This is a genomic window from Calditrichota bacterium, from assembly GCA_013152715.1.
Classification (GTDB): domain Bacteria; phylum Zhuqueibacterota; class Zhuqueibacteria; order Thermofontimicrobiales; family Thermofontimicrobiaceae; genus 4484-87.
In genome coordinates this window covers 1-25178 of the sequence record JAADFU010000188.1, presented here as the reverse complement: position 1 = coordinate 25178, position 25178 = coordinate 1, and the positions used below count along the sequence as shown (strand labels likewise).

14 protein-coding genes are annotated in these 25178 nt (G+C 45.2%); all 14 read left to right on the top strand.

What is annotated here, in order from left to right; translation table 11 throughout:
• Positions 1–17 precede the first annotated feature (17 nt).
• The 14 genes from GXO74_14400 (at position 18) to GXO74_14335 (ending at position 24936) form a co-directional block, all read left to right on the top strand.
• On the top strand, positions 18–1949 hold the full coding sequence (locus GXO74_14400; protein ID NOZ62850.1) for a DUF4185 domain-containing protein: 1932 nt from the start codon (positions 18–20) through the stop codon (positions 1947–1949).
• Positions 1892–4660, top strand: a complete 2769-nt coding sequence (locus GXO74_14395; protein ID NOZ62849.1) for a hypothetical protein — start codon at positions 1892–1894, stop codon at positions 4658–4660. The genes GXO74_14400 and GXO74_14395 overlap by 58 nt, the downstream gene beginning before the upstream one ends.
• A gap of 156 nt (positions 4661–4816) precedes the next feature.
• Complete coding sequence (locus tag GXO74_14390; GenBank protein ID NOZ62848.1) at positions 4817–6220, top strand: HAD family phosphatase; 1404 nt, start codon at positions 4817–4819, stop codon at positions 6218–6220.
• 17 nt (positions 6221–6237) lie between these two features.
• A complete protein-coding gene (locus tag GXO74_14385; GenBank protein NOZ62847.1) occupies positions 6238–9210 on the top strand; it encodes a TonB-dependent receptor in 2973 nt (990 codons plus the stop codon).
• A 16-nt stretch (positions 9211–9226) separates the two neighbouring features.
• Complete coding sequence (locus GXO74_14380; protein NOZ62846.1) at positions 9227–11059, top strand: hypothetical protein; 1833 nt, start codon at positions 9227–9229, stop codon at positions 11057–11059.
• Between the two features lie 45 nt (positions 11060–11104).
• Positions 11105–12052 (top strand): PorV/PorQ family protein, encoded by a 948-nt coding sequence (locus GXO74_14375; protein NOZ62845.1) that lies wholly within the window; start codon positions 11105–11107, stop codon positions 12050–12052.
• 331 nt (positions 12053–12383) lie between these two features.
• Positions 12384–13235, top strand: coding sequence for a DUF4961 domain-containing protein (locus GXO74_14370; protein ID NOZ62844.1), 852 nt, complete (start codon positions 12384–12386; stop codon positions 13233–13235).
• Between the two features lie 280 nt (positions 13236–13515).
• Positions 13516–16290 (top strand): hypothetical protein, encoded by a 2775-nt coding sequence (locus GXO74_14365; GenBank protein NOZ62843.1) that lies wholly within the window; start codon positions 13516–13518, stop codon positions 16288–16290.
• Positions 16291–16333: 43 nt separating this feature from the next.
• Positions 16334–17365 carry a DUF4185 domain-containing protein gene (locus tag GXO74_14360; protein ID NOZ62842.1) on the top strand — a complete coding sequence of 344 codons (1032 nt, stop codon included), beginning with the start codon at positions 16334–16336 and terminating at the stop codon, positions 17363–17365.
• A gap of 292 nt (positions 17366–17657) precedes the next feature.
• The gene (locus GXO74_14355) at positions 17658–19445 is read left to right on the top strand and encodes an ABC transporter ATP-binding protein (protein NOZ62841.1); all 1788 of its coding nucleotides are present in this window, start codon (positions 17658–17660) and stop codon (positions 19443–19445) included.
• Positions 19442–21289 carry an ABC transporter ATP-binding protein gene (locus tag GXO74_14350; protein ID NOZ62840.1) on the top strand — a complete coding sequence of 616 codons (1848 nt, stop codon included), beginning with the start codon at positions 19442–19444 and terminating at the stop codon, positions 21287–21289. Before GXO74_14355 ends, GXO74_14350 begins: the two co-directional genes overlap by 4 nt.
• A 28-nt stretch (positions 21290–21317) precedes the next feature.
• On the top strand, positions 21318–22127 hold the full coding sequence (locus GXO74_14345; GenBank protein NOZ62839.1) for a hypothetical protein: 810 nt from the start codon (positions 21318–21320) through the stop codon (positions 22125–22127).
• Between the two features lie 150 nt (positions 22128–22277).
• Positions 22278–23477, top strand: coding sequence for a carbohydrate kinase family protein (locus GXO74_14340; protein NOZ62838.1), 1200 nt, complete (start codon positions 22278–22280; stop codon positions 23475–23477).
• Positions 23478–23733: 256 nt separating this feature from the next.
• The gene (locus tag GXO74_14335) at positions 23734–24936 is read left to right on the top strand and encodes a methyltransferase (GenBank protein ID NOZ62837.1); all 1203 of its coding nucleotides are present in this window, start codon (positions 23734–23736) and stop codon (positions 24934–24936) included.
• Positions 24937–25178: the final 242 nt, after the last annotated feature.

Below are 25178 nucleotides of genomic sequence, written 5' to 3'. Positions count from 1 at the left end.
TCGTTCCCGGAGTTCGGATGAAAATAAAACAGAATAAGTTAATCTTCGCGCTGTCGTTGGTGATCGTTTCTTTTTTCGTTCGATGCAAATTCGATCGCATCGAGCAGCCGGCTCACGCAGCGCCCGGAGAGGTCATAGAAATAAAAGTGACCATTTCCGACAATATTGATGAAACGACAAATCCCCACAAAGGCGTGCTCTGTGTTCTCGTTCCCGATGACTGGCAGTTTTTGTCCGGCGAGTACGCCGGCCGCGTTGGCAGCGGCGAGATGTTTTATTCTCCGGAATGGTCCGACTCGGCCGAAGCGTGCTATCCGGCGGCGGAATTTGGCGATGGAATGAACTGGATCGCTTTGATTTCAGACACCGGCTACACGTACACTAATAATCCGAGCGTGGAAATCGATACTCACTGGCAGGTCGGAGAGCGCGAGGGATGTTTTTCGCTGGCATATCTGGCGACAAAAGCCACGCGCGATTTGATTTGCACCGGTTGGTCGCCTTTTTCGTATCCGCACCCGATTGGCATTCCCGATATCTGCGACACAACAGAAGCGCTGCGTGCCGAACCAGCGCCGGAATGGAGCGAATTGTTTCATCGAAAAAACGGTTGGACTGGCAGCGATGCCGTGTATTCGATCCCGATTTCCGGTTACGATTACCCTTCTCCTGATAAAAATGAAAAGACAATTTTTGTTTTTGGCGACACTTTTATCGGCGAAGTGGGCGAAAATGATCAGCGAGTGAATGCAAAAATGATCAGAAATACAGTGGCATTGTTGCGGGGCAAAGAAGCAATTCCCGAGAGCCTCAGTTTTTATTGGAAAACCACCAGTCAGACCATCCCCGCAGCCATGTTTGAAGCGGACACGCCGAACTCGAAGCCCGGCGATTGGATCTGGCCCATGGACGGAATTTCTTTGAATGATAAAATTTACGTTTTTGGTTTGCGGCTGGATTACGAAAATAATTATTTCCGCATTGTAGGCACAACGCTGATTTCTTTTGAATTGGATTCAGCGGATCAAATCATCAATTATCGTCACGTCGACGCGCCGCTGTTCTATCAGAACCAGGCGGCAGGAATGCAGTTTGTTCTGGGGCAGGCAGTCATGCCGATGACAGATTTTTCCGGGAATCCGAATCCTGATGGCTACATTTACGTGTACGGTCCCCGTAATTCATTCGGAAACAAAGGACTTGTCGCTTCGCGCGTACTGCCGGAAAATTTTGCAGATTTTTCTCAATGGGAATTTTGGAACGGAACGGGTTGGTCGAACAATATCGCCGATTGCGCTGTGATTACCAATGGCATTTCTCAGGAATTCAGCGTCAGCCCTCTGAAAGACGGGAGATTTTTGCTGGTTTTTGAAGCGGGCGGAAAAGTGAAAGTCAAATTTGGAGAATCGCCGGTAGGACCGTTTCAGGCGGCGCTGTCTGTTTACGATTGCCCGGAACCGGGAACTGATCCCGATATTTTTGTTTACAACGCCAAGGCTCACCCTCATCTTTCGTCGGAAAATGTAATGCTGATTAGCTATAATGTCAACACTTTCAGCCTCTATGATTTGATGCATCGCGCTGATATTTACAGGCCTCGTTTTATTTGGCTAAAATTATTCGACGAGGGGACGCCTGTCGATGTGCAAAAAGGGGTGTCAATCCCGGAAGAATTTGACATGTTGCACAATTTTCCCAATCCGTTCAATGGCGGAACCACAATTTTTTTCTCGCTTCGAGATGGCGGAGTCGTTTCCGTGGAAATTTTTAATTTACTTGGCGAAAAGGTAAATTCTCTAATGTACGATAGCTTCAAAGCGCCAGGAAAATATTTTCTGCGTTGGAATGGCAAGGATTTTCAAGGAAAAAATATGAGCTCCGGAATTTATCTGTGCCAATTAAAAATTCACCGGAAAATCTATTCACAAAAAATGTTGCTGTTGCGATGAAAAAATTGATCCCACAATTTTCGTTTGCAATCCCGACAATACTTTTTTTATTGATAATTGTGTTGTCAGGTTGCGGCACAAAATCGAAAGAGTCTGCCGACGAAGTTTATCAGCAATTTCAACAACCCGATGAAAAATATCTGCCCATTGCCTACTGGTTCTGGAATGGCGAAATGAATCCGGATTCGATTCGCTGGCAACTAACTCAAATGAAAAAAAGCGGCACAGTGTCCGGCGCCGTAATTATGGCGTGGGAAGGACTGGCGATAAAGTATTTGTCTGACCTCTGGTTCGAGCGGGTGAAATTTGCCTGCGATGTGGCAAAGGAGTTAGGCTTGAAAATCTGGCTGTACGATGAAATTCTCTGGCCCAGCGGCTATGCCGGCGGAGAAGTCTTGCGGGAAAATCCTGAATTGCACGCACGGTGTCTGGGGAGAGAAATTCACGAAGTTTCAGGCCCCAAAAGTATTTCCCTTGACCTACCGGAGAAAACCGTAACTGTGATTATTTGCCAGAAGAAGAGTGGAAAAACAAAAATCATTAGTTGGCGGGAATGGAACATTGAAAAAAATGGCAATAGATTCAAATGGCAGGTTCCGGCAGGCGACTGGAAAGTGGAAATTTTTTACGAGCAGCAGTGCCAATTTCATCCGACGTTCCAGGAAACCGGCTACGTTGATTTGCTGAATCCGGCGACCGTTCAGAAATTCATTGAATTGACTCACGAGAAATATTATCGCCTGATGCCTGAATATTTCGGCGATCCGATCGCAGCGATTATCACGGACGAGCCCGGGCTTTACTGCGATCTGCGGCCTTATTTGATCAATCCGGGAGCAGTTCCGTTCACGCCAAAATTGTTTGAGGAATTCAAAAAAATAAAAAAGTACGACTTGCGTCGCTATTTGCCGGCACTCTGGGAAAATATCGGCGAGGAAACTATTCCGGTGCGGGTGGATTTTTATGATTTTCTGGGGCAACTATTCAGTAAATCTTATCTGGAGCCGCTGCAAAAATGGTGCGCTAACCATGACATCAAATTGAACATCCAGCCTGTGCATGAAGAGACCATGAAATACGACGCGCTGCTGCAAGGCGACTATTTTCAGGTGATGAGATATTCTGACATCCCCGGCTGCGACGAAGTGTACAATTGGGACAGGACAAATTTGACGCCAAAACTGGCGTCGTCTGCGGCGCACTTGCTTGGGGAAAATGAAATCTATTGCGAAGTGTTTGGCGTTTACGGCTGGGATTTGTCGCTGGCAAAAATGAAAGCAGTCGCTGATTGGTTGTTCGCTCGCGGAGTTAATCGTTTTCAATTGAGCTCATTTTATTTTACCACATTCAATGACAACTGGCGCATGGAAATACCGCCTTCTCTATTTTATCAGAATACCCAGTGGAAATACATGAATTTTTTCACCGATTATCTGGAAAGATTGAGCACTATTTTGACAAAAGTGAAGATCAAGCCAAAAATCGCTTTGTATCGTCCGAATTTGTCGCTTCGCGCTGTTTTGTCCGTCGACGAGGAAGCGGCAGCAGATTCTCTCGACAAAAATTTCACCGCACTGGGAAATTTCCTCCTGCAACATCAAATCGATTTTCTTTTTGTCAATGATGACATTTTGGCGCGCAAGACAAAAATATCCGCCAAAAACGGAAATACAAAATTACACATCAGCACCGGCGCGGAAAATTTGGAATTTGACGTTTTGCTCATGCCATTTGCTGAAGTAGTAACCCGGGAGGCATTTGAGAAAATAAAGCAATTTGAAGAAAAGGGCGGAACAGTTCTCTGGTTCGGGAAAACTGTTCGTTTTTTGCTGAAGGGCGATAAATTTTCTCCCGCGGAACGTCTGCGAAAAATTTCAACTGAAAATATTATCCCAAACTATTTTTCAGACACGGATTCGCTGCTGCAAACAATCAAACGCACTGTTCCGCTTGACGTGGAAATTTTTCCCCGAAATTCGGCGATTGAAGCCCTGCACGGAAGTCTGGATGATGCGGAAATTTTTTTCATTTCCAACAATGACAGCGTTCCTTGGCAGGGGACAATTTCACTAACCGTTACGGGAACTGTTGAAGTCTGGGACCCCGAGACCGGAGTTAGACAGGTGTCGCAGCACGCCGAAAGTGAGAAAAGCCGGACAAATATTTCTGTGAAATTTGCGCCTTACGGCTCCAAATTGTTTGTGGTGAAAAAAGAATCGGGTCAAATGATAGTGACACCTCTCCCCAGGGAAAAACGGGAAATTGCATTGAGCAGAAATTGGAAATTCGCCCCGGCAGACAATTCTTTTCCCGAAGAAATTCGTACTATTGGCAGTTGGACAGCGCCGCAGAATTCAGCGCCGGCGCATCCCAATTTTTCCGGCACAGGAATTTATCGTTCTGAATTTGAGTTGCCTGATGAATATTTTAAAAAGAAAAGCGCTTTTATTTTGAGAATTGAAAAAGTTCGCGAGGTCGCCGAAGTGCGCGTGAACGGAAAATTAGCCGGAGTTCGCTGCTGGCAACCCTACGAATTTGATTTAACGCCTTTTGTGCGCGCCGGGAAAAATGAACTGGAAATTCGTGTGACCAATACGCCGGCTAACCATTACATGCTGGTGCGGCAAAAATATCTCTTTGGTGAAAAATGGGGGAAGGTTGTTGACTCTGGATTGCTAGGAAAAGTAAGAATCATTATTTTTAGCAACTAAAATTTTGCAGAGATTTAAGGAGTTAAGGCGTCAGCCTTTTACAATTTGTAAGAAAGGATTACAACAAGCACTTTAAAATATCTAAAACGAATTATTATTTTATAGAATAAAATAAAATCCTGACGGATTAATTCCAGATTGTTTTAGGCGACCAAAATGAGAAATAAAAACGACAAAATATTAACTAATATTCAAGCAAGTGAATTCATTTCTCAACTTGGCGAAGAATTTGTCGCAATTGAAAACCCAAATTACATTTTCGCGGATTTCGATATTTGTCCGTTAGCGCTGAAAATAACTGAACCGAGAAAAAAGATCGTCGCCGTGGTGCAGGACATGGACGGAACAACTACCACGACAGAACCGCTTTGTCTGCATTCTTTGGAGCACATGGTACGCTGTTTCACGGGGCAAATGCGTCGGGAAGAATGGAAAGGCCTGGATCGCGAAAAAGATTACCCCCACATCATCGGAAACAGTACCACGAAACACGTGGAATATCTCATTCGCGCTTACAATAAAAAGCAGGATTCGTATTTTTTTCGATCCGCTTATTTGCGCTCCAGTCTGCTAACGCTGGCTTTTGGCAGAGACGAGGGACGCAAACGGGAAGCGCTGGCGAGTCTGCGCTATTTTGGTTTGGGCGATTTGATTTTTGACCAGCGCATTAAACAATGGTTTGAAGACGCAAAAAAATCGCCGAAAATATTTTTCCCAAAAGAATTGGAGAAAAATTTTCAAAAACGGGCGGAAGAAATTGCCATCAGATCTTTCACTGATCAGGTCAGAGCGGCGATTGAAGTTTATTATCAGCGATACCATGAAATTTTGTTCAAAATAGAAAAAAATGACACGGAGAATTTGACAGCGCTCATTCCAGCCGGTCACAAAAGTTTCATTGAACCAATGCCGGGAGTGGGAATTTTTCTTGCGGCAATCAAGGGCTGGCTGGGAGAAGAATTGGCGCAATTCCTTGCTGGGCTCGCGGAAAGTCTGGCAAAAAATCAACTTGTGGATGTTCGTGAAGTTGATGTGAAAAGATTACCTGCCGTGCTGAGCGCGATCGGAAAATATTTTCAGCGAAATCCGGTCAAGGTAGCAGTCGTGACATCATCGATTTTTTACGAAGCGGATATTGTTTTGAGTCAGGTTTTTAAAGTGATGAAAAATGAAGTGCAGCGCTGGCCTGTGAGTGATGCCAATAAAGAAATGATTTCGGAAAAATTCGAAAGTTACGCCGCTGTTTTTGATGAAGTAATTACTGCCTCCGATTCCAGCGAAATTCGACTGAAGCCGCACCGGGATTTGTACAGTCTGGCGCTGCATCGTCTGGGAATCGACAAAAGAGACTACGATAATGTGATTGGATTTGAAGACAGTGAGTCCGGGACAATTGCCATTCGTACTGCGGGAATTGGTTTGTGTGTGGCAGTCCCTTTTGCCGACACGCAGGGGCACGAGCTCAGTTATGCGAGTCACATTCTGCATGGCGGTTTGCCCGAAGCCATGCTGGTACATCATTTTTTTCTCGATAAAAATACAATTTTTAAACTGACATAGTCAGAGGAGGAATTTTTATGCCCGGAGAGAGAAAAAAAATCTGGTTGTTTCTGGCAGCTTTTCTGATGCTAACGTCACATTTTCTGTTCGCCGGCATCACCGGAAAAATATCCGGTAAAATTGTCGATGACAAAAGCGGCGAACCTCTGCCCGGCGCCAATGTTCTGATACTGGGCGCCACAATGGGTGCTGCCTCCGATATGGACGGCGTTTACACAATCCTGTCGGTGCCGCCGGGAAATTATACGCTGCGGATTACGATGATGGGCTACCGCACGACCGATGTGAAAAATGTCACCGTTCGTGCGGACCAAACAACAAAAATTAACGTGAGATTGAGCGCACAAGTTGTGGATTTGGGAGCATCGGTGACTGTCGTCGCGGAAAGACCGGTGATTCAAAAAGATCTGACGACCAGCATCGAAGTCGTGGGAATCGATGAGATGAAAAAATCCGTCGCCACCGACGTCTCCGAAGAAGTTAATCTACAGACCGGCGTATTTTTCGACCTCGTTCCGGTTGAAGGCAGACTGGGAAAGGGCGAGCGGAGGTATTCTGTCCGCGGCGGAGATCAGGATCAGGTGGTCTGGTACATTGACGGCGCTAAAGCGGCTACCATGTACGAGGGAAAAGCTGATGCCGGCGGTTCGTTCACTCAGGTGAATCGCGAGGCTGTCAAAGAAATTCAGGTGATCACCGGCGGATTCAACGCCGAATATGGCGATGCGCAGTCGGGAATTGTCAATATCATCACCCGAGACGGCAGTGAAAAGTACACTTTTTCTGTGGACTATCAGTACGGTCCGGCTCATCAGCGTCATTTTGGCGATTATCTCTACGATCCGATGAAAAACATTGAATTCCAACGCCACACTTTGGTGGATAGTGTGACCGGGGAAAAATATCTCGACCCGGCGTGGTGGACGCCGGAGCGCAGGATGCAGGTTTACGACTACCGCAAATATTCTGACAAGGATTTTCGCTTTTCTTTCGGGGGGCCTGTGCCCGGAAGATTCCTGCCGCTGATCGGCGGTGAAATCAAAAAGATGACATTTTTCCTCACGGGCCAATACAAGGAAATGCCTTACGAGTTGCCCCGACCGCGGGCTTTCCGCAAATTGCAATCGGCTAACTTAAGCGGAAAATATGTGCCATCTTCAAATATCAACGTCCGTTACGGCGCCATGTTCAGCCACGACGCTCACGCCACTAATGACCAGCAATTTTTTCCGTTGAAGGCAAAATATTACCGCGGTTACGGCACAACGCTTGACAACTACACTTATCAGGAGCGTCTCGGACTGACGCATATTTTGAAACCGGAAATGTATTACGAGTTAAAGCTGAGCTCTTACACGTTTCGTTCTGTGGAAAACCCCAGCCACTATCGCGTTTTGGGCGAGTCGAAAAAACCGGACGTCTGGGGCTGGCATTACTACGACGGTTTTGAGGATGAGCCGTTTTTGGCACATCTGTTCAGTCCCAAAAGCGACAATCTGATTAATGATCTCTCCCTGACCGGAGCGTTTAGTTGGCAGATTAATCACAATAATTTATTCAAAGGCGGTTTTGAGACCCATTATCACACTTACAAAGAGGATAACTGGGTTTTGGCTGCTTTCAGCGATGCTCTCAAAGATTGGCGGGTGCGCGGTTTGAATGAAACTTTTCATCCGCTGCAATTAGGCGTTTACGTGCAGGACAAAATGGAATTCGAGAGCATGATTCTCAATATGGGCGTTCGTCTGGATTATTTCGATGGCGATCGCGACTGGTACACACTGGACAGCTTTCAGTGGAATCCGTCGCTGGATCCGGAATACAACAAAAATGCCGACCCTGATCTGGATGGAATCGATACGCTGGGCCACAAAAAGTGGAGCTTTGAAAATGTACTGGCGAAGCCCAGGAAACGCGTAAAACCATTTGTGTCCGTAAATCCGAGATTGGGAATTTCTTTTCCCATTACGGACAATTCAGTTTTCCACTTCAGCTACGGCCATTTTTACCAGATGCCGCCGATTAATTATCAGTACCAACTGGTCTATTTCAGACCCGTTCCTTTCATTAAAAATAACCCTACCCCGGGGCCGGACAGCACGGATCCCGAGCGCGTGATTGCCATGACCATTGACCCGCTGAAGCCGGAAAAAACGATTCAATTTGAGATGGGCATCAAGCATCACTTTGAAAATTTGGCTGTGGTGAATGTGACCGGCTATTACAAAGATGTTTACGATCAAACCGAACAATACGGTTTTTTGGACAAAAGCGTTTACGGCATCGATCCGTTTGGCAGGGTTTCGAATTTGCCATTTTCCAGTTATTTTGGCGGAGATTACGGCGACGCCCGCGGCGTTGAGGTTTCGCTGAAGACTTTGTTCAGCAATGATTTTGTGGTAAATTTGAATTATTCTTTTTCCAAAAGCATGCGCGGAACTGCCACGCCGCGACAGGTGCATATTAACGAAGATGGCACAATTACCTACAATTGGTACGTGGAAACAACGGATCGGTTGCCCACAGAGAACAGTTTCAGCCGACCGCATATCTTGCGGGTGAATTTTTTCATGCAATATCCCCAAGACTGGAATTTTCCGGTGATTTCAAAAATTTTCGGCAATTCCGATTGCAACTTGCTCTACCGCTACGTCAGCGGACAGGCGTTCACATTTCTTGAACCGGACGATCCGCCGGACTTGGTTGATAATCATCGTTTTCCGGCGCGGCAGACCTGGGATTTGAAATTCAACAAATATGTGACATTGGGTGCGCACACTTTTACTTTTTACGTGAAAGCCACAAATTTATTCAACACCAAGACGGTGAAAACCTGGGGACACCCGTATCCGTACGACGGTGGCGCCATGGAAAAATTTGTCAAAACAGGCGAGCCGACCTTCATTGACGCGGATGGCTACAATATCAGTTACATGATTTATTTTCCGCCGCGCAGTGTTTTCTTTGGTATCCGTTACGATTTTCAATAAAAAATTGGAGTTCGTTATGAAAATAAAAAATGTAATTTTTATGACAGCAATTTTTTCAGTGATTTTGCTCTCTCAAGCAATCAGTCAGTATCGTGAGCCTTTATTCAAAATCCACGATCGCGGCAGATTGTGGGATACCGTGAAAGACAACGGTCAGATCGGCGGCAGATTTTCTGATTTTCAATTTTATCCGTCAATGGACTGGCCTGGCGGTCCCGCGGTTCTGCCCAGCAAAAACGAACAGCGCTCTTACTCGCAGGGCGGCGGTTTCTGGGTCGGCGGCAAAAATCCCGACGGATCAGTTTTCCTCGATGAAATGGGACCATTCACTTATGTGGATCAGGGAACATTTTTCGACATGGTCGAAACGGAAAATTTCAACGGTTCGGAAAATTTTAATCCCAATGAAGCAGAGGAAATAATCACAGCTCATTGGATCACCAGCAGAGGGATTGAAGTGCGCCGAGTGAGTCGCGCCTGGAGCTATCCCGCGTACGCCGATTTTATCATTTTTGAATATTATTGCAAAAATACTACTGCGGATGTTCTGACGGATGTCTATTTCGGCTTTCCTTATTTGATTCGTCCCAGTTATCAGGATGTCATGGTTCAGGGATTTTGGGGCGATAACAGCAACGTGGACGATGAAATTGTCGGCTACGATGAGCCGCGGAAACTGCTTTACGCTTACGATTACCAGCCCAGTTTTGAAACAACCTGGAGCTGGGGAAATTATTGGGACAAAAGAGATGAGTTGCGCACTACGGGCTACGCCGGGTTTGCTCCTCTTTACGCAGATCCAGCCAAAGACGGAAGCGAACAACCGGCGACAGTCTTTTACGCGCAGGTTTTGAATAATGTGCAGCGTCTCTCTCTTGCCAACCAGAGCGAATCAAATATGTACGCCATTCTCAACGGTTCGGATCGTTCGCTAATGGATCAATTAGTTCCCGGAGAAGTTTTGTCGCCGTTCATGTTGGAAGGATTGGGCCCTTACGATTTGGCTCCCAATGATTCGGTGAAAATTGTCATCGTGGAAGCGGTGAATGGACTTCCCATGTCCGAGGCCGTCAAAGGTCTGGCGGCGCAGCCGGAATTGCCTGCCGGGCTGGATTCATTGAAAAACACCTACGATCGGGCGAAAAAATTGTATGACCAAAATTACGTGCCCGATGCCTTGGCACCGCCAGCGCCGGAATTGGAATTTTTCGTCCTGCCATCGTCGCAAGAAATTGTCATCACCTGGGATAAAGAAGTGGAGAACTGGATTAATCCGCAAACCGGGCGCAACGGTTTAAAAATATATCGCGTTTATCGCAGCGATCGTTCCTATATCGGGCCTTTCAAAAAATTGAAAGACATCAAAGTAGCGCGAAGTACGGACATCAGCCGATTTTTTGATCGCGACCTCAACAAATGGAAATACAAAGATAATACCGTACAGGTTGGCGTAGGGTATTTTTACGCTGTAACTTCAATTGATTCCAGCGGACACGAAAGCGGCATGACGAACATCAATGCGCAGGCATTGGTGACGGCGAGAACTCCGGCGGAAAATACGCTGAACGTCAGTGTTTTTCCCAATCCGTTCCGTCTGGTTTCCGGTCTGCCTACTGCCGGGGAAGAAAATTCCATTGTTTTCACGAATTTGCCCGCGGTGTGTACGATTCGAATTTACACCGTCAGCGGCGATCTGGTGCGCACACTGGAGCACAATAATCCGGGCTCTGGCGAAGAAGTCTGGGATCAACTCAGCGATTCCCGACAGAAGACAGCGGCAGGAATTTACCTGTACACGGTGGAATCCGACGTCGGAAATGCCAAAGGAACGCTTCTTTTGATCAAATAAAATTGGACAAAAATTTAATCCGAAAATTCATTCGGGAGTTTGGTTATGAAAATAAAAATTTTGCTAATTTTAATGCTGATTATTGCTTTGCCTTTGATGGCGCAAACTGAATTCAACTACGGCTTTGATTTCAACAAAGCGGGCACGGCAGGTTTGCAATTTTTGAAAATCGGTATTGGCGCCCGGGAGTCTGCCATGGGCGAGGCCGCGCTCGGCGTTTCCAAAGGCGCAAATTCTATTTTTTGGAATCCGGCAGGAATCGCCCACATCGACCATGCGGAAGCTACTTTTTCTCACGCGACCTGGCTGCTGGATATTGACATCAACGCGTTTGCTGCCGTGTACAACCTGAAAAACAGAATCACCGTGGGCATCAGCGCAATTTACATGGGTATTCCTGATTTCGAGGAAACGACAGTGACTATGCAAGACGGCACCGGAAGAATGGTGAGCGCGAACGACATCGCCATTGGTCTTGCTGTGGCGCGGAGATTTACAAATAAATTGGCAATGGGAGGACAAATTCGCTATGTGAGAGAACAACTGGATCAGGATTCTTTTCAAAATGTACTGGTCGATATCGGCGCGATTTATTTTACGGGATTTCGCCATTTGACCCTGGCGGTGAGCGCTCAGCATTTTGGACCGGACATTCGCTTTCTGCGCGATAAATTTCGTATGCCGCTGATTTTCAAAGTCGGAGTAGCGGACGATATTTTTCATTCCGATTTTAGTCAGTTAACGCTGGCGGTAGACTTACTCCATCCGACCGACAACAATGAGCGCGTAAATTTTGGTCTCGAATGGGGATTGATGAATTTGATCTATTTTCGCGGCGGTTATCGCATGGGCGCTGATCTGGGAAATTATTCGTTCGGCGCCGGAATTAAGCAGAAAATTTTGGGTGTCGCCGGTCAATTGGATTATTCTTTCAGCGAATATGGCGAAATCATGGGCGGTGTGAATAGAATTACCGCAACTTTTGGATTTTAAATTTCTTCCAACCACGAAAACACGAGGAAAAAATTTTTTCAAAAAATCTTGGCGACGTGGAGTATTAGTGATGCGAATGACCAGTTAAAATTGAACATAAGATGCTAATCTATTGTTTTTAAAAGGCTGACGCCTTAACTCCAATCCAATTTCGGAATTAAGCCGTAAGGCTTTTATTGTTTTTCATTGCTATTTTACTTAAAAATTTTCAACTGGTCATTCATATTAGTGGTTAAAAATCTTTTTTTAAGGAGGTGATAAATAAAAAAATCAGGTTGTCACAAATTAATTCATTTAAAAAGTGGTGTAACTCAATTCAAGGAGGTTAGTTATGAACCTTAACCGCAAAAAATTAGTCGGCTACTTGCTTTTTGTGTTTGCTCTGGCAATTTTGAGCAGTTGTTTCACAATTTTGAGCGTTGATCAGCCGGACACAGCCAATGCCGGCGATCAAATCACTGCGACGCTGGAAGTCCGCACCGAAGACACAGATGCGAACGCCCATCACGGAATTATCGCTTTCCTCGTTCCCAACGACTGGACTGTGAACAGCGTCTATTACTCCGGCGATTTCGGTCCGGACAGCGCCAGTTTCCTGCCCCCGGACAGCATTGATGCCGATCCGGGCGGACAAGTCGATTACTGGACGGACAGTTTGGAAGCGCGCTACCCCAGTGGCGATGACATGGGTTGGGTTGTTTTTCAGGCAAATACTCCTTTCGCATCAAGTCTGGACACCGGCTACGTGGACGTGGAAGTTGTGATGACGGTCGGCAATAGCAATGGCGCTTTCAATATTGGCTATTTTGTCTCCAATGCGGCGCTTGATTTTACCGATCCCAAATACTATTCCGTCAGTCTGGAAAATCCAATCACGGTTTCCGGCGGAACCGGCGTTGCTGCGGAAAGAGCCCTGCCTCGTCGTTATGAATTGGCACAGAATTTCCCGAATCCGTTCAATCCGACAACCACGATTTCGTTTGAAATTCCGGCAACGAATCAGGTGAAATTGTCGGTTTACGACTTGCTGGGAAAAGAGGTTGCCACACTCGTTAATGGGAAAGTTTCTGCCGGCAACCATCAGATCGTTTTTGATGCTTCGAATTTGCAGTCAGGAATTTACTACTATCGTCTCGAATCCGGTGATTTTGTGGCAACGAAAAAGCTCTTGTTGTTGAAATAATTTTTTTAAAAAGAACGCAGGACACCGGCTGTGTGTCCTGCGTTCTTCAAATTTTAATTTGCAATACAAATAGTTAAATAAAATTTTGTATAAAACGCTAATTTGTTGGTTTTAAAAGGCTGACGCCTTAACTCCATTCCAACTACGGAATTAAGCCGTAAGGCTTTTATCATTTTTATTAATTCTTGGTACAAAATATTTCAATTAGTCATTCATATTTTTATTTACATTGTGATTCACGGGCAAGGAAGGTATTTACAAAATCAGAGCAGGAGAATCTATGCCGAAGCATTTTGAGTTTCATGTAATTTCCAACACCCATTGGGACAGGGAATGGCGTTATCCGGCTCAGGAAACGCGGACGCATCTGGTTGAATTGATGGATTGGTTGCTGGAATTATTCGAGAAATATCCGGAATACAAGCATTATCATCTGGATTCTCAGACCATTCCGCTTGAAGATTATCTGGAAATTCGACCGGAAAACAGGGATAAATTGAAAAAATATATTTCCGAAGGCAGGTTGTTGGTTGGACCCTGGTACACGCTGCCGGAAATGAATACGGTCAGCGGCGAAGCCATCGTGCGAAATTTAATGCGCGGGCATAAAATTGCCAGTGAATTCGGGGGAGTAATGAAAATAGGCTATACGCCCACGTCCTACGGCCAGTTGTCGCAAATTGCCCAGATTTACGCCGGATTCGGCATCGACGGCATGATGTTTTATCGGGGAATTGTCAGGGAAGAGTGCGACACCGAATATATTCTGGAAGCGCCGGACGGCACACAAATTTTGGGTCTTCGTTTGAGCGCTGAATTCAGCCGGGCATCTTATTGGCTGCATCTGTTTCGCGCCACCATGTTCAAAGATTCCAATTACGACGGTTATTACAAATGGCACTTGAACCGGCTTCCTTTCCGTCGCTGCGATATAGATGCCGGGGATCAGGATTATCGGCTGCTGGAACCGGATTCGTTGAACAATTTTAACACGGATTTGCTGGATCAGGGGATGAAAAATATCAGGGACGATCTGTCCAAAGATGCCACCACGCCATTCTTGATTGCCATGGACGGCATGGATTCGGTTTTCCCGCATCCGAACACGATCAAAGTGATCGAGTATTGCAATAGCAAAAATACGGGCGATGTTTACATTCACAGTTCTTTTCCCGAAGTTGTGGAGAAAATCAAAAAAGCAGTAGATCGGTCAAAATTAAAAGTGCTCAAAGGTGAACGCCGTAGGCCTAGCAAAGACAATTGGTTCAACCGTTTTTTGAAAGATCAGGCGTCCACTCGTCTGTATCAAAAGCAAATCAATGCGCGTATGCAGACTTTGCTGGAAAAATGGGCGGAGCCGTTTTCCACTTTTGCGTTTCTGCTGGGAAAAGAATACCCTGAACGCTATCTGGAATTAGCGTGGAAATATTTATTGACAAATCACCCCCACGACAGCATCACCGGTGTGAGCATGGATCAGGTGCACAAAGACATGCTTTTTCGCTGGGATCAGGTGAAACAAATCGGTGAGACTGTGACCAATGACGCGTTTGGGCAAATTGTTCGCAAAATTGATCTGGGCAACTATTCTGATGAGGATGTGGCAATTGTGGCGTTTAATCCGCTGAACTATGAGCGTGACGAAATCGTAGAAGTGGAGATTGACTTTCCTGACCAGCCGGAAACAAAATCCATGGAACTTATTGATGCCGAAACCGGCGAACTCGTGCCGTTTCAATTACAGGATCGAAGGAAGTGGGGCGCCAATGTGATGAATCCGTATGACATTCCTTCTCCTTTTTACACCCAGCGTTTCAGATTTGCCTTTGAGGCAAAAAATATTCCGGCTTGTGGCTACCGTACTTTTATTGCGCGCAAAAAAGTCGGCGAACTGGTGAATTTCGGCAGCCAGATAAAAGCACATTCAGTTATGGAAAATGAGCTTCTGCGCGTGGAATTTCACGCTAATGGTACATTTGATTTGACCGACAAAAAAACGGGAAGAGTTTTTGAAAATTGCCATTATTTCATTGAAGATGCGGAAGCAGGCGATCCCTGGACAAGAATTTCACCGCTTGTGAACCCGATTTACACTTCTCTGGGCTGTCAGGCGCGCATCACCATTGCCGAGGACGGAGAATTGCAAACGACGATGAAAGTGGAAATCGAGATGCAGGTGCCGAAATGTTTGACCGACGATAAACGGAAACGATCGGACGAGCTGGTGCCGCTTCCGATTACCTCGCTCATCACGCTGCACAAAAATTCCCCGCGTTTGGATATTGAGACTACTTTTGATAATCAGGCGCAGGATCATCGCTTGCGTGTTTGTTTCCCCAGTGGCGTGAAATCGAAAACCGTGGACGTGGAAACCGCTTTCGATGTTGTGACTCGTGACATCGAAATTCCTGACACGCGCGATTGGGTGGAACCGTGGACAGGAACCCAGCCGCATCTTTCGTTTTTTGACATGTCTGACGAACGCGGCGGACTTGCTGTGATCAGTCATGGCTTGACCGAGTACGAGGTTCGAGATGATGAAAACAGAACAATGATTTTAACTCTTGTCAAAGGATTGCGTTATCCCAAAGTCGGCCTTCCGCCGGAACGCGTGGAGCGCCGCGAACAGATTGGTTCCCAGTGTCTGGGAAAACATACGTGCTATTATGCCTTGTATCCTCATGAGGGAAATTGGGAACAGGGAAAAGTGTTTGAGTACACTTACCGATTTTTCACACCATTAAAAATAGTGCAATGCGGCGCTACGCCTGGGGAGCTTCCTGCGTCAAATCAATTTTTGAAATTGGAACCGGAAGAACTAATTTTGAGCGCCGTTAAAAAATGTGAGACCAGAAATACTGTAATCGTTCGGTTATTTAATCCGACGATGAAGGAAATTTCTGGCAAATTGCAATTTGCCAGAGCTATTCGCGCGGCGTGGCTGACCAATTTGAATGAGGAACGACAGGAAGAATTAAAATTAGATCCTGATGGTTCGCTTGCTCTAAAAGTAGCGCATAAAAAAATTGTAACTGTGGAATTGGAGATTTATTAAGATGTAGTCCACTTCCAAAGTGGACTACATCTGATTACGCATTATGAAAAAATTAAAAGTTAAAAATAGCCGCGATCTGGGAATTTTATTTGCTGAAAATGATCTCAAAATGATAGGCCAGGATGGCGCTTATTCCATTCCCATCAAGCCGAACGAGTCACTCTGGCTTTTCGGCGATACTTTTATCGGCCATTTCAATGAGATCGGCGGCCGCGTTATCGAACAGATGCCCAATAATTCTGGTCTGATTTGTCGAGACAGAGATGCCTCGAACGGACTGAAAGATTTTCACTATTTGACAGACAAGTCGGGTCAAATTCGGCAATTGATTCCTTTGGAACCGGATGAAGATCACGAGAAATATCGTATCTGGGGCATGCACGGATGTTTTTGGCGGGGAAAAGTGTATTGGTACTACATTCGCGTAAAAATTTTAAAAGAAGGAGTATGGCCTTATAAATTTGATGTTGCAGGAAGCGGACTGGCTGTGGCAAATTATCCTCATCTGGAGTTTCAGCGCATCAAAGAAAACGGATCTACAATTCTGTGGCAAAAAGACGAACCGAGCTATGGCGTGGCGGTTTTAATTGATGAGAAAGAAAATTATGTCTATTTGTACGGCTCCTATTTGCAAAACGGAAAACATTTGTGTGCGCTGGCGCGGGTCAGGCCTGATAGCCTGGCGTATCCTTCGTACTATGAATATCTCGTTTCTCAGGAGCCTCGCTGGAGTCCGGATCGGTCAAAAGCTATCTCAATAATGGAGGGAATGCCCACAGAAATGTCGGTTTCTTTTAACGAATATCTTGGATGCTATCTGGCAGTGCATTCTCTGGACATCACAGGTCTCGTTGTGGGGCGAACATCTCCGACGCCCTGGGGTCCCTGGAGCGCGCCGGTCACGCTCCGGACGCCAAAAGTTCCGCTGCGCAATCCGCTCGTTTACGGAGGGCCTCTGGTGTACGCCGGAAAAGAGCATCCGGAATACAAAAGAAAAAACGGGAAAATTATCTATCTCACCTGTGTTGAATTCGAGGAATATTTTCCGAGATTGATTGAAGTTGAGTTGGAATAAGAAAAGAAATTGGTATAATTCGTATTGCTGGAAAAATTAAGAATTTAGATAATTGTTTGTGGTTTTATTCGTTCGAACATCCCCCTAAATCCCCCTTCAAAGGGGGACTTATTGGGTTTTCGCTTTGAAAGGCGATTTACTGTGTTTCCGCTTTGAGGGGGACTTACTGGATTCCCCCCTTTGAAGGGGGGCAAGGGGGGATGTAAAAACGCAATCTGACTAAGTAGCAATTTAGAAACCAGATTTTTTCTAAAAACCTGGTTTCTCGGGAAAGAAAAAAGCCGAGGCCAAATTGAGCAAAGAGATTCACTTTCAGCAACAGAGTCAGTTAAAATTAGCCTGGCGCTTGATAAAATATGTCAAACCTTATTGGGATAAATACCTGCTGATCATTATTTTGCAGATGATTCAGGGGACAATTCATACGCTGCCCTATTTGTTCCTGTCGAAAATGCCTGAATTCGTCGGCATGGGTAAGACTAAAGATTATGTCGTTTTTTGCTTACTTTTGCTGCTGCCCGCTTTTCTTTTTCGGTTCGTTATTTTTGAGAGTTTGTTGAATACTTTGAACTGGTACGTCGGTTTGAAGCTGTCCTTTCGATTTCGCCAATTGTTGTATCGGCACATGGAAAAATTATCGCTGGGATTTTATCAGTCCCGTCCTGTGGGCGAACATCTCTATCGCGCCAACGCCGACATCGACGCCATGATTCCATTGTTCAACAACCCCATGACTGGTCTGCCGATGTTTATTTCCAGCATTTATCAGACGATTTTAATGGCTTACTTGATTTCCATTGCCGGGGTCGAAATTTTATTTTACCTGGCGCTGATTTTGATTCCTGTTTATGCCATTGTACATTATCTTTACGGCATTGTACGAAAGCTGGATTACGTGAAACGCGCCCGCGCCCAGCAATTGACGGCAGCGCTGCGCGAGAGTATCGCCGGGATTCGTGTGGTGAAAGCATTCGGAAGGCTGAAATTTACCGAGCGGCGATATTTTGCCGCCATGAAGCGATTCTACAAATCAACCCAATCCGCCTATTTATTGCAGACGCTGGTCGCGGATTTTGTGCGCACTTCGCCGGTGCACATTCTCTGGCCGCTGTCGCTGCCGCTGTTTGCTTATTTTGGCTTGAAAGGCAAAATGCCCATCGTGAGCTGGTTCGCCGTGATCTATTTTTCCCGGCAGATGCTCTATTTTTTAGATTTGACGTTCAGTTTTGTGCAGAGATTTCGTCTGTTTCTTGTTCCTGCCCAGCGACTTTTTGAAACGTTGGATGTAAAACCGGAAATTGTTTTTCCGAAAAACGGGAAAAAACTTTTGCCTTTGCAGGGAGAACTCAAATTTGAGGATGTTCATTTTTCCTACGAAAAAGGTTTCCCGATTTTGCAGGACATTCATTTTAAACTTGAACCCGGGAAAAAGTTAGCTATTGTAGGCCCCAGCGGCGCAGGGAAAAGCACCATCGCCAACTTGATGCTCCGATTGTACCAGCCGGAGAGAGGAGATATTAAAATTGATGGCGAGAAGATTTCTGAAATTGACATTGATTCGTTTTTCAGCCAGACCGGCGTGATTTTGCAGGACACGTTTCTTTTTGGCGGCACGATTCGGGACAATATTCGCTACGGCAATCCCAAAGCGAGCGACGGGGAGGTCATCGACGCCGCAAAGGCTGCCGGCATTCACAATGATATCATGCAGATGCCCGGAGATTACAACATGGATGCGGCTGAGGGAACGCGTCTTTCCGGAGGCCAAAAACAACGTATTGCTATCGCGCGTGCTCTGGTGAAAAAACCAAAACTACTGATTTTGGATGAGGCTACTACATCGCTGGATGTAACCACAGAAAATGCAATTATTGACACGCTGAAAAAGTCATTCCCCGATATTTCGATAGTAATGATTTCTCATCGAATTTCGCTGGTGCGCGACGCCGACCAAATTGTGGTTTTGGACAAAGGAAAAATTATTGAACAGGGGACTCATAAAACTTTGCTGCAAAATAGAGGAATGTATTGCAATTTGTACTTACAGCAAACGGACAACAGGGAAAAGCAGGCAGGATGAAAACGACTCAGAGTCCGAAATCTGACTGGCAACTTTTTCTTTATTTCATCAGATATCTGAAGCCAATCTGGGATAAAGTTTTGTTAGTTGTGTTGTTGGCGATTGTTTTGACAGTGCTGGACATCAATACAGTCGTCCTGCCCTTGGTGACGAAAAAATTTATCGATCAGGTTTTGGGACAGCACGATTGGTACATGTTCAAAATATTGCTCATTGTGTTGATCACGCAGATCGTACTTTTTCTGAGTTGTAACTATTTGCTTGAATTGAACAAATACGTTGTCTCCATGAAATTGGGCATTCGCATGGGAATGGATGTCTTCAAACATGTGCTGACATTGCCGCTTTCGTTTTTTCAGAAAAGACCGGTTGGCGAGCACATGTACCGCGTGGGCACCACTTTTGACCCGGGATTTGCCAATTTGGCGATACTGGGATTGCTTTTCGAAACCACCGGCTCCGCCAAGGGAGAGACCCAGCCTTTCATGGGAAACGATGTGGATACTGTTTTGTCAATGATCACGCAATCGCTGGATTTGATCATTCGCGTGACGTTTCGCTTGCTGTTGATTTTATTCACTGTGACTTACGGCATAAATTTTAAAGTAGGCATGGCGTTGATTGTTTTCTGTGTGCCTTATATCGCGATCATTCATCTTTTTTACAATATTCAGCGTCGCATTGATTTGCGCTATCGTGAGAAAAGTCAAAATTTTCTCGCTGGTTTGCAGGAGTGGTTCGCCGGAATTAAGACCGTAAAAGCGTTTGGCAAAGGCAAATACGAGGTGCTGAAAAATATTCGGCTTTACATTCGTATGTTGCGTGTGGAATGGCAGAATTTTTTCATGAAATTGGCGACTGATAATTTCATTCTCTTTTTTCGCTATGCCTTCATCGTGGGCGCGATTCTTTACATGCTCGTTGTTGAAAAACAAACCACCGGTGCAGTGGTCGCGCTTTTTTTGCTGCTGGATCAATTTTTCAGCCCCATCAATCAATACGTGCGCGTCGTCGAAGGCATTCGTCTGCAACTCATTCCGGCGCGGCGTTTGATGGAGACTGTTGGCGTGGAACCGGATATTCGCGAAAAATCCGATGCTCTTTCGCTACCAAAATTTTCCGGTCCCTACAAAGTGAATCGAGTGAAATTTAGTTATGAACCAGAGAAACCGATTTTGAAGAACGTCACTTTGGAAATACCCCGCGGTCAGCGCATCGGTATTGTTGGAGCTTCAGGTTCCGGGAAAACCTCACTGGTGAATTTGCTGATGCGATTTTACGATCCGGATAGTGGCGAAATCCTGCTCGATAAAGTGAATTTGCGGGATGTAAAATTGAATAATTATTACCAAAATATCGGCATTATTTTACAGGAAGATTTCCTTTTCAGCGGAACTGTTCGGGAAAATATTCGTTACGGAAAACCTGACAGCGGCGAGGAAGAAGTGTATCTGGCGGCTAAATTAGCAGCGGTGCACGAAGATATTTTACGTTTGCCCAATGGCTATGACACGGATTTGGGTGAGGGAACAAAACTTTCCGGCGGACAGCGCCAGCGAATCGCCATCGCCCGGGCTTTAATTCGCCAGCCCAATATTTTAATTCTGGATGAGGCGACAAGCTCTCTGGATTCAGAAACCGCCCGTAGAATTGAAGAGACAATTTTTGAGGCAGGACAGGAAAAGACCATTGTGATGATCACGCACAAATTGCTGTCTGTTCGTCAGTGCGATAAAATCTTTGTGATCGAAAATGGCGAACTGGTGGAACAAGGCGCTTTTGAGGAATTGCTTGAAAAAGACGGATTATTTGCCTCGCTTTATCGGAAACAAGTAGCAGAGTAGTTGGCTCGAAAATCAGCGGAGAAAATACATGAAGTTCTGGGTAAAAAAATTATTAGCGAAGTATGTAACTTACATTGAAATAATCGGTTATGGATTTGTGATTTTATTCATCGCCGGTTTGATTATTTTGTCGCGCGTCAAGGCAGAAGATGAGTTTGTCGGTCTGAAGGGGGAATTGGCAATCTCAACGGATTTGATTCAATCGGATAAGCCTTGGTACGTTCTGAAAATAGCTGCTGATACCGGAAAAGTTGTTGCACCGGAAACAGCGCTGCTCATTGTGACAGACGATCCGGTTTTTATCGCCGATAAAAAAATTATTGTGAAACTTGATGAACAAACTGCTTTGGCAGAGGGGACGGGAAATGGTTCGCTGGTTTCACAATTACAAAAGATGCGTGGGCAACTTGAGGACAAGAAATATCCGTATCTGAGTCAATACGAAGTCAGGAGCAAAATCGAGGGAGAATTCATCCTTATCTCCGATGAATTGCCGTTTATTTCAGCCAATTCAATTCCCGGCGGCGTGTTTAATTTTGAAAATTGTTCGCTTTACGTGAGCCAGCTTCCTGTGGATAAGCGGATGAAACGAAAATTGAAAATCGGGCAAACAGGGACCGCTGCCATTCAAATTTCTCCGCTGGAAAAAATTAATGTGTCGGTGGAGTTGGTGAATTTGACGGAAAGTGAAGCAGATTTGAAAATAATGGAATTGAACCAGAGCAAAAAGAAAAAACTGGCCGCCGCTCTGACAGCACTTCCGAAAGATGAAAAATTATCCGCAACAATTTCGGTGTTGGTGGGTTCAAAAAGCTGGATGCAGTTAATCTGGAGGTAGATTGTGAGCGGATTAGCAATGTCGGGCATACTTTTTTGTTATCCTCACACAAAGACACGGTGACACAAAGAAATCTTTGTGTTTTTGAGGCTTTGTGTGAGTTATGAGAAAGATCGAAACACATCATTCGAAACCAAAATCAGGATTGCTATGGGAAAGAATTTTGACATCACGGTTGCCGGACACATTTGTCTGGACATTATTCCGAAGATTCCACACACGGGATTGAAAGAGATAACCGATATTTTCAAGCCGGGAAAATTGGTCATCGTGGATAAAGCAACGATCAGCACCGGGGGGCCTGTTTCCAATACCGGAATTGCACTGGCAAAATTGGGCTTGAAAGTAGCATTTATGGCGAGAATCGGAGATGACCACTTTGGCGAGATAGTCGAAAAATTGCTGGAGACTCAGGGCTTCACTTCCGGGATTTCCAAAATTCAGGGAGAACGCACATCTTATACCATCGCTATTGCGCCGTCGGGAATTGACAGAATCTTTTTACATCACCCCGGCGCAAATGATCATTTTGATCACAATGATCTGGATGTGGAAATTATTCGCCAGTCAAAAATGTTTCATTTTGGCTATCCGCCAATTATGGCGAAATGTTATCGGGATGAGGGCAGCGAATTAGAGAAAATTATTCGAATTGCCAACGGCGAAGGAGCTTTCACTTCGATTGACATGGCTTTGCCAGATCCGGATAGTGCCAGCGGCAAAGCGCCATGGCCAAAGATTCTGGAGCGAGTATTGCCGTATGTGGATTTGTTCATTCCGAGCATTGAAGAGATTTTTTACATGCTTGATCGCGAAAAGTATTTTCAGATAAAAAAAGCAGCGGGGAATCGCGATGTGGTCGATTTCATCGATGTGAATGATTATCAGCGATTAGCGCAAAAATGCCTTGATCTGGGTGCACAAATGGTGGCACTTAAAGCTGCGCACAAAGGAATTTATTTTTACAGCCGAAAAATTCGTGCAAAAAACGGCGTGCCGAAAAATGCTGAAAACTGGTCAAATCGCGAGTTATGGAGCCCGGCTTTTCGCATTGAAAAAATTGCCAGTGCAACTGGTTCCGGTGATTCTGCCATTGCGGGATTCCTGGCAGCCATCGTCCAGGGCAGAGATGTAGAGGATGCGCTGAATTACGCCAATTGCACCGGCTACCAAAATTTGCATGAGCTGGATGCCATCAGCGGAATTAAATCATGGGATGAGACAACGCAAATGCTGAAAGAGAGGAAATTGAAAAAAATTGAAATTTCTCTCGATGAGAGTAACTGGAAATGGAGTGTGGAGCATCAATTATGGGTTGGTGCTGGTGATAAGTTTTTTGTGAATATTTGAGTTTGGCAATAGGTCGAAAAAGAAAAGGACAAATTATGCCTGAGGGCTAAAATCAGTGATCAGATCGGATTTCAGGCGTCAACTTTTTAAAGAGTATCTTTGAATATTCGCAATAAACGCGATTTTAAAATCCTGACGGATTAAATCCAAAAAACATTTGGGATTTCAGGCGTTAGCCTTTTATTAAACTATTTTACCAATTTCATTGCGCGAAATTTGAATTTTCGCAAATGTGCTAGGATCAGGAGGAAATGAAATGACATCACGAGAGCGAGTATTATGCACTTTGCGACATGAAGAGCCGGATAAAGTTCCTATTGATTTGGGAGCCATGCGTTCGACAGGAATCATGGCGATTGCTTACAATAAATTGAAAAAATATCTCGGCGTTGAAGGCGGAAACACGATTGTTTACGATATCGGACAACAATTGGCAGAGCCGGAACCGGAAATTTTGCAGCGTTTTCAGGTGGATGTGATTGATTTATCCAATACGCTGGGCAATCCGGGACCCGAATGGAAAGATTGGACTTTGCCGGATGGCTCGCCGGGGAAAGTTCACGAAATTTTTTATCCGAAGCGCGTGAATGACGAATGGGTTTTGATGGATGGCGACAGAATCGCAGCGCGCATGCCTGAAGGGTGTCTCTATTTTGAGTCTTGCAATCCGCCGCTGGAAAATGCGGAAACCAGCGCTGATATTGAAAATTACAAATGGCATTATTTCACGGATGAGGATTTCCGCCTGTTAGAGGAAAAAGCAAAGAAATTATATCATGAAACGGAATTTGCCATCATGGGCGGCTTTGGCGGAAATATTCTGGAATTGGGTCAGGCTTTGCGCGGCTGGGCAAAATTCATGATGGATCTGGTCGTCAATCGCAGTTTTGCAGAAGATTTGATGGCGAAAATGACCGAGGTTCATCTGAAAAATTTAGAGGGCTATCTTCAGGCTGTGGGCGATTACATTCAGATCATCCAGATGGGAGATGATCTTGGCACGCAGAGTTCGCCTCAAATTTCGCCGGATATGTATCGGGAAATGATCAAACCACATCACAAAAAAATCTATCAATACGTGAAAAAGAATTCTGATTTGTATGTGTTTTTGCACAGTTGCGGTTCTATTTACGAGCTCATTCCTGACTTAATCGATGCCGGTGTTGAAATTTTGAATCCGGTGCAAACTTCAGCGCGCAACATGGAGCCGGAACGGCTGAAAAAGGAATTTGGCGACAAACTCACATTCTGGGGCGGCGGCGTTGATACACAACACACTTTGCCGGAAGGGAGCCTCGATGAGATTCGCGAGCAAGTGATTGAAAGAATAAAAATTTTCGCTCCCGGCGGCGGATTTGTTTTCAACCCCGTGCACAATATTCAAGCGACAATTCCGCCGGAAAAAATTGTGACGGTTTTTGATACTGCTATTGCTCATCGGGAATATCCGATTATGTGATTTTTTTTGCCACCAAGACTCGAAGGCTCAAAGAAGAAAAATATAAGTTTTTGGAGCTGGGAGGCTTTGTGCCTCTGTGTCTTTGTGAGAGGAAAACAATAAAAAACTTAACCACCAGACTCAAAGACACCAAGAAAAAATTAAATTTAAAAAAAATGCAAAAGCAACCAGATTTCAATCGATTTTTAAAAGCGATTAAATACGAAGAACCTGATCATTTGCCTAATGCGGAACTATGGATT

Bases quoted from the DNA above. Each gene is read 5' to 3' on its own strand.
- GXO74_14400 (NOZ62850.1), top strand. From the start codon at position 18: ATGAAAATAAAACAGAATAAGTTAATCTTCGCGCTGTCGTTGGTGATC.
- GXO74_14390 (NOZ62848.1), top strand. From the start codon at position 4,817: ATGAGAAATAAAAACGACAAAATATTAACTAATATTCAAGCAAGTGAA.
- GXO74_14385 (NOZ62847.1), top strand. From the start codon at position 6,238: ATGCCCGGAGAGAGAAAAAAAATCTGGTTGTTTCTGGCAGCTTTTCTG.
- GXO74_14380 (NOZ62846.1), top strand. From the start codon at position 9,227: ATGAAAATAAAAAATGTAATTTTTATGACAGCAATTTTTTCAGTGATT.
- GXO74_14375 (NOZ62845.1), top strand. From the start codon at position 11,105: ATGAAAATAAAAATTTTGCTAATTTTAATGCTGATTATTGCTTTGCCT.
- GXO74_14370 (NOZ62844.1), top strand. From the start codon at position 12,384: ATGAACCTTAACCGCAAAAAATTAGTCGGCTACTTGCTTTTTGTGTTT.
- GXO74_14365 (NOZ62843.1), top strand. From the start codon at position 13,516: ATGCCGAAGCATTTTGAGTTTCATGTAATTTCCAACACCCATTGGGAC.
- GXO74_14360 (NOZ62842.1), top strand. From the start codon at position 16,334: ATGAAAAAATTAAAAGTTAAAAATAGCCGCGATCTGGGAATTTTATTT.
- GXO74_14350 (NOZ62840.1), top strand. From the start codon at position 19,442: ATGAAAACGACTCAGAGTCCGAAATCTGACTGGCAACTTTTTCTTTAT.
- GXO74_14345 (NOZ62839.1), top strand. From the start codon at position 21,318: ATGAAGTTCTGGGTAAAAAAATTATTAGCGAAGTATGTAACTTACATT.
- GXO74_14340 (NOZ62838.1), top strand. From the start codon at position 22,278: ATGGGAAAGAATTTTGACATCACGGTTGCCGGACACATTTGTCTGGAC.
- GXO74_14335 (NOZ62837.1), top strand. From the start codon at position 23,734: ATGACATCACGAGAGCGAGTATTATGCACTTTGCGACATGAAGAGCCG.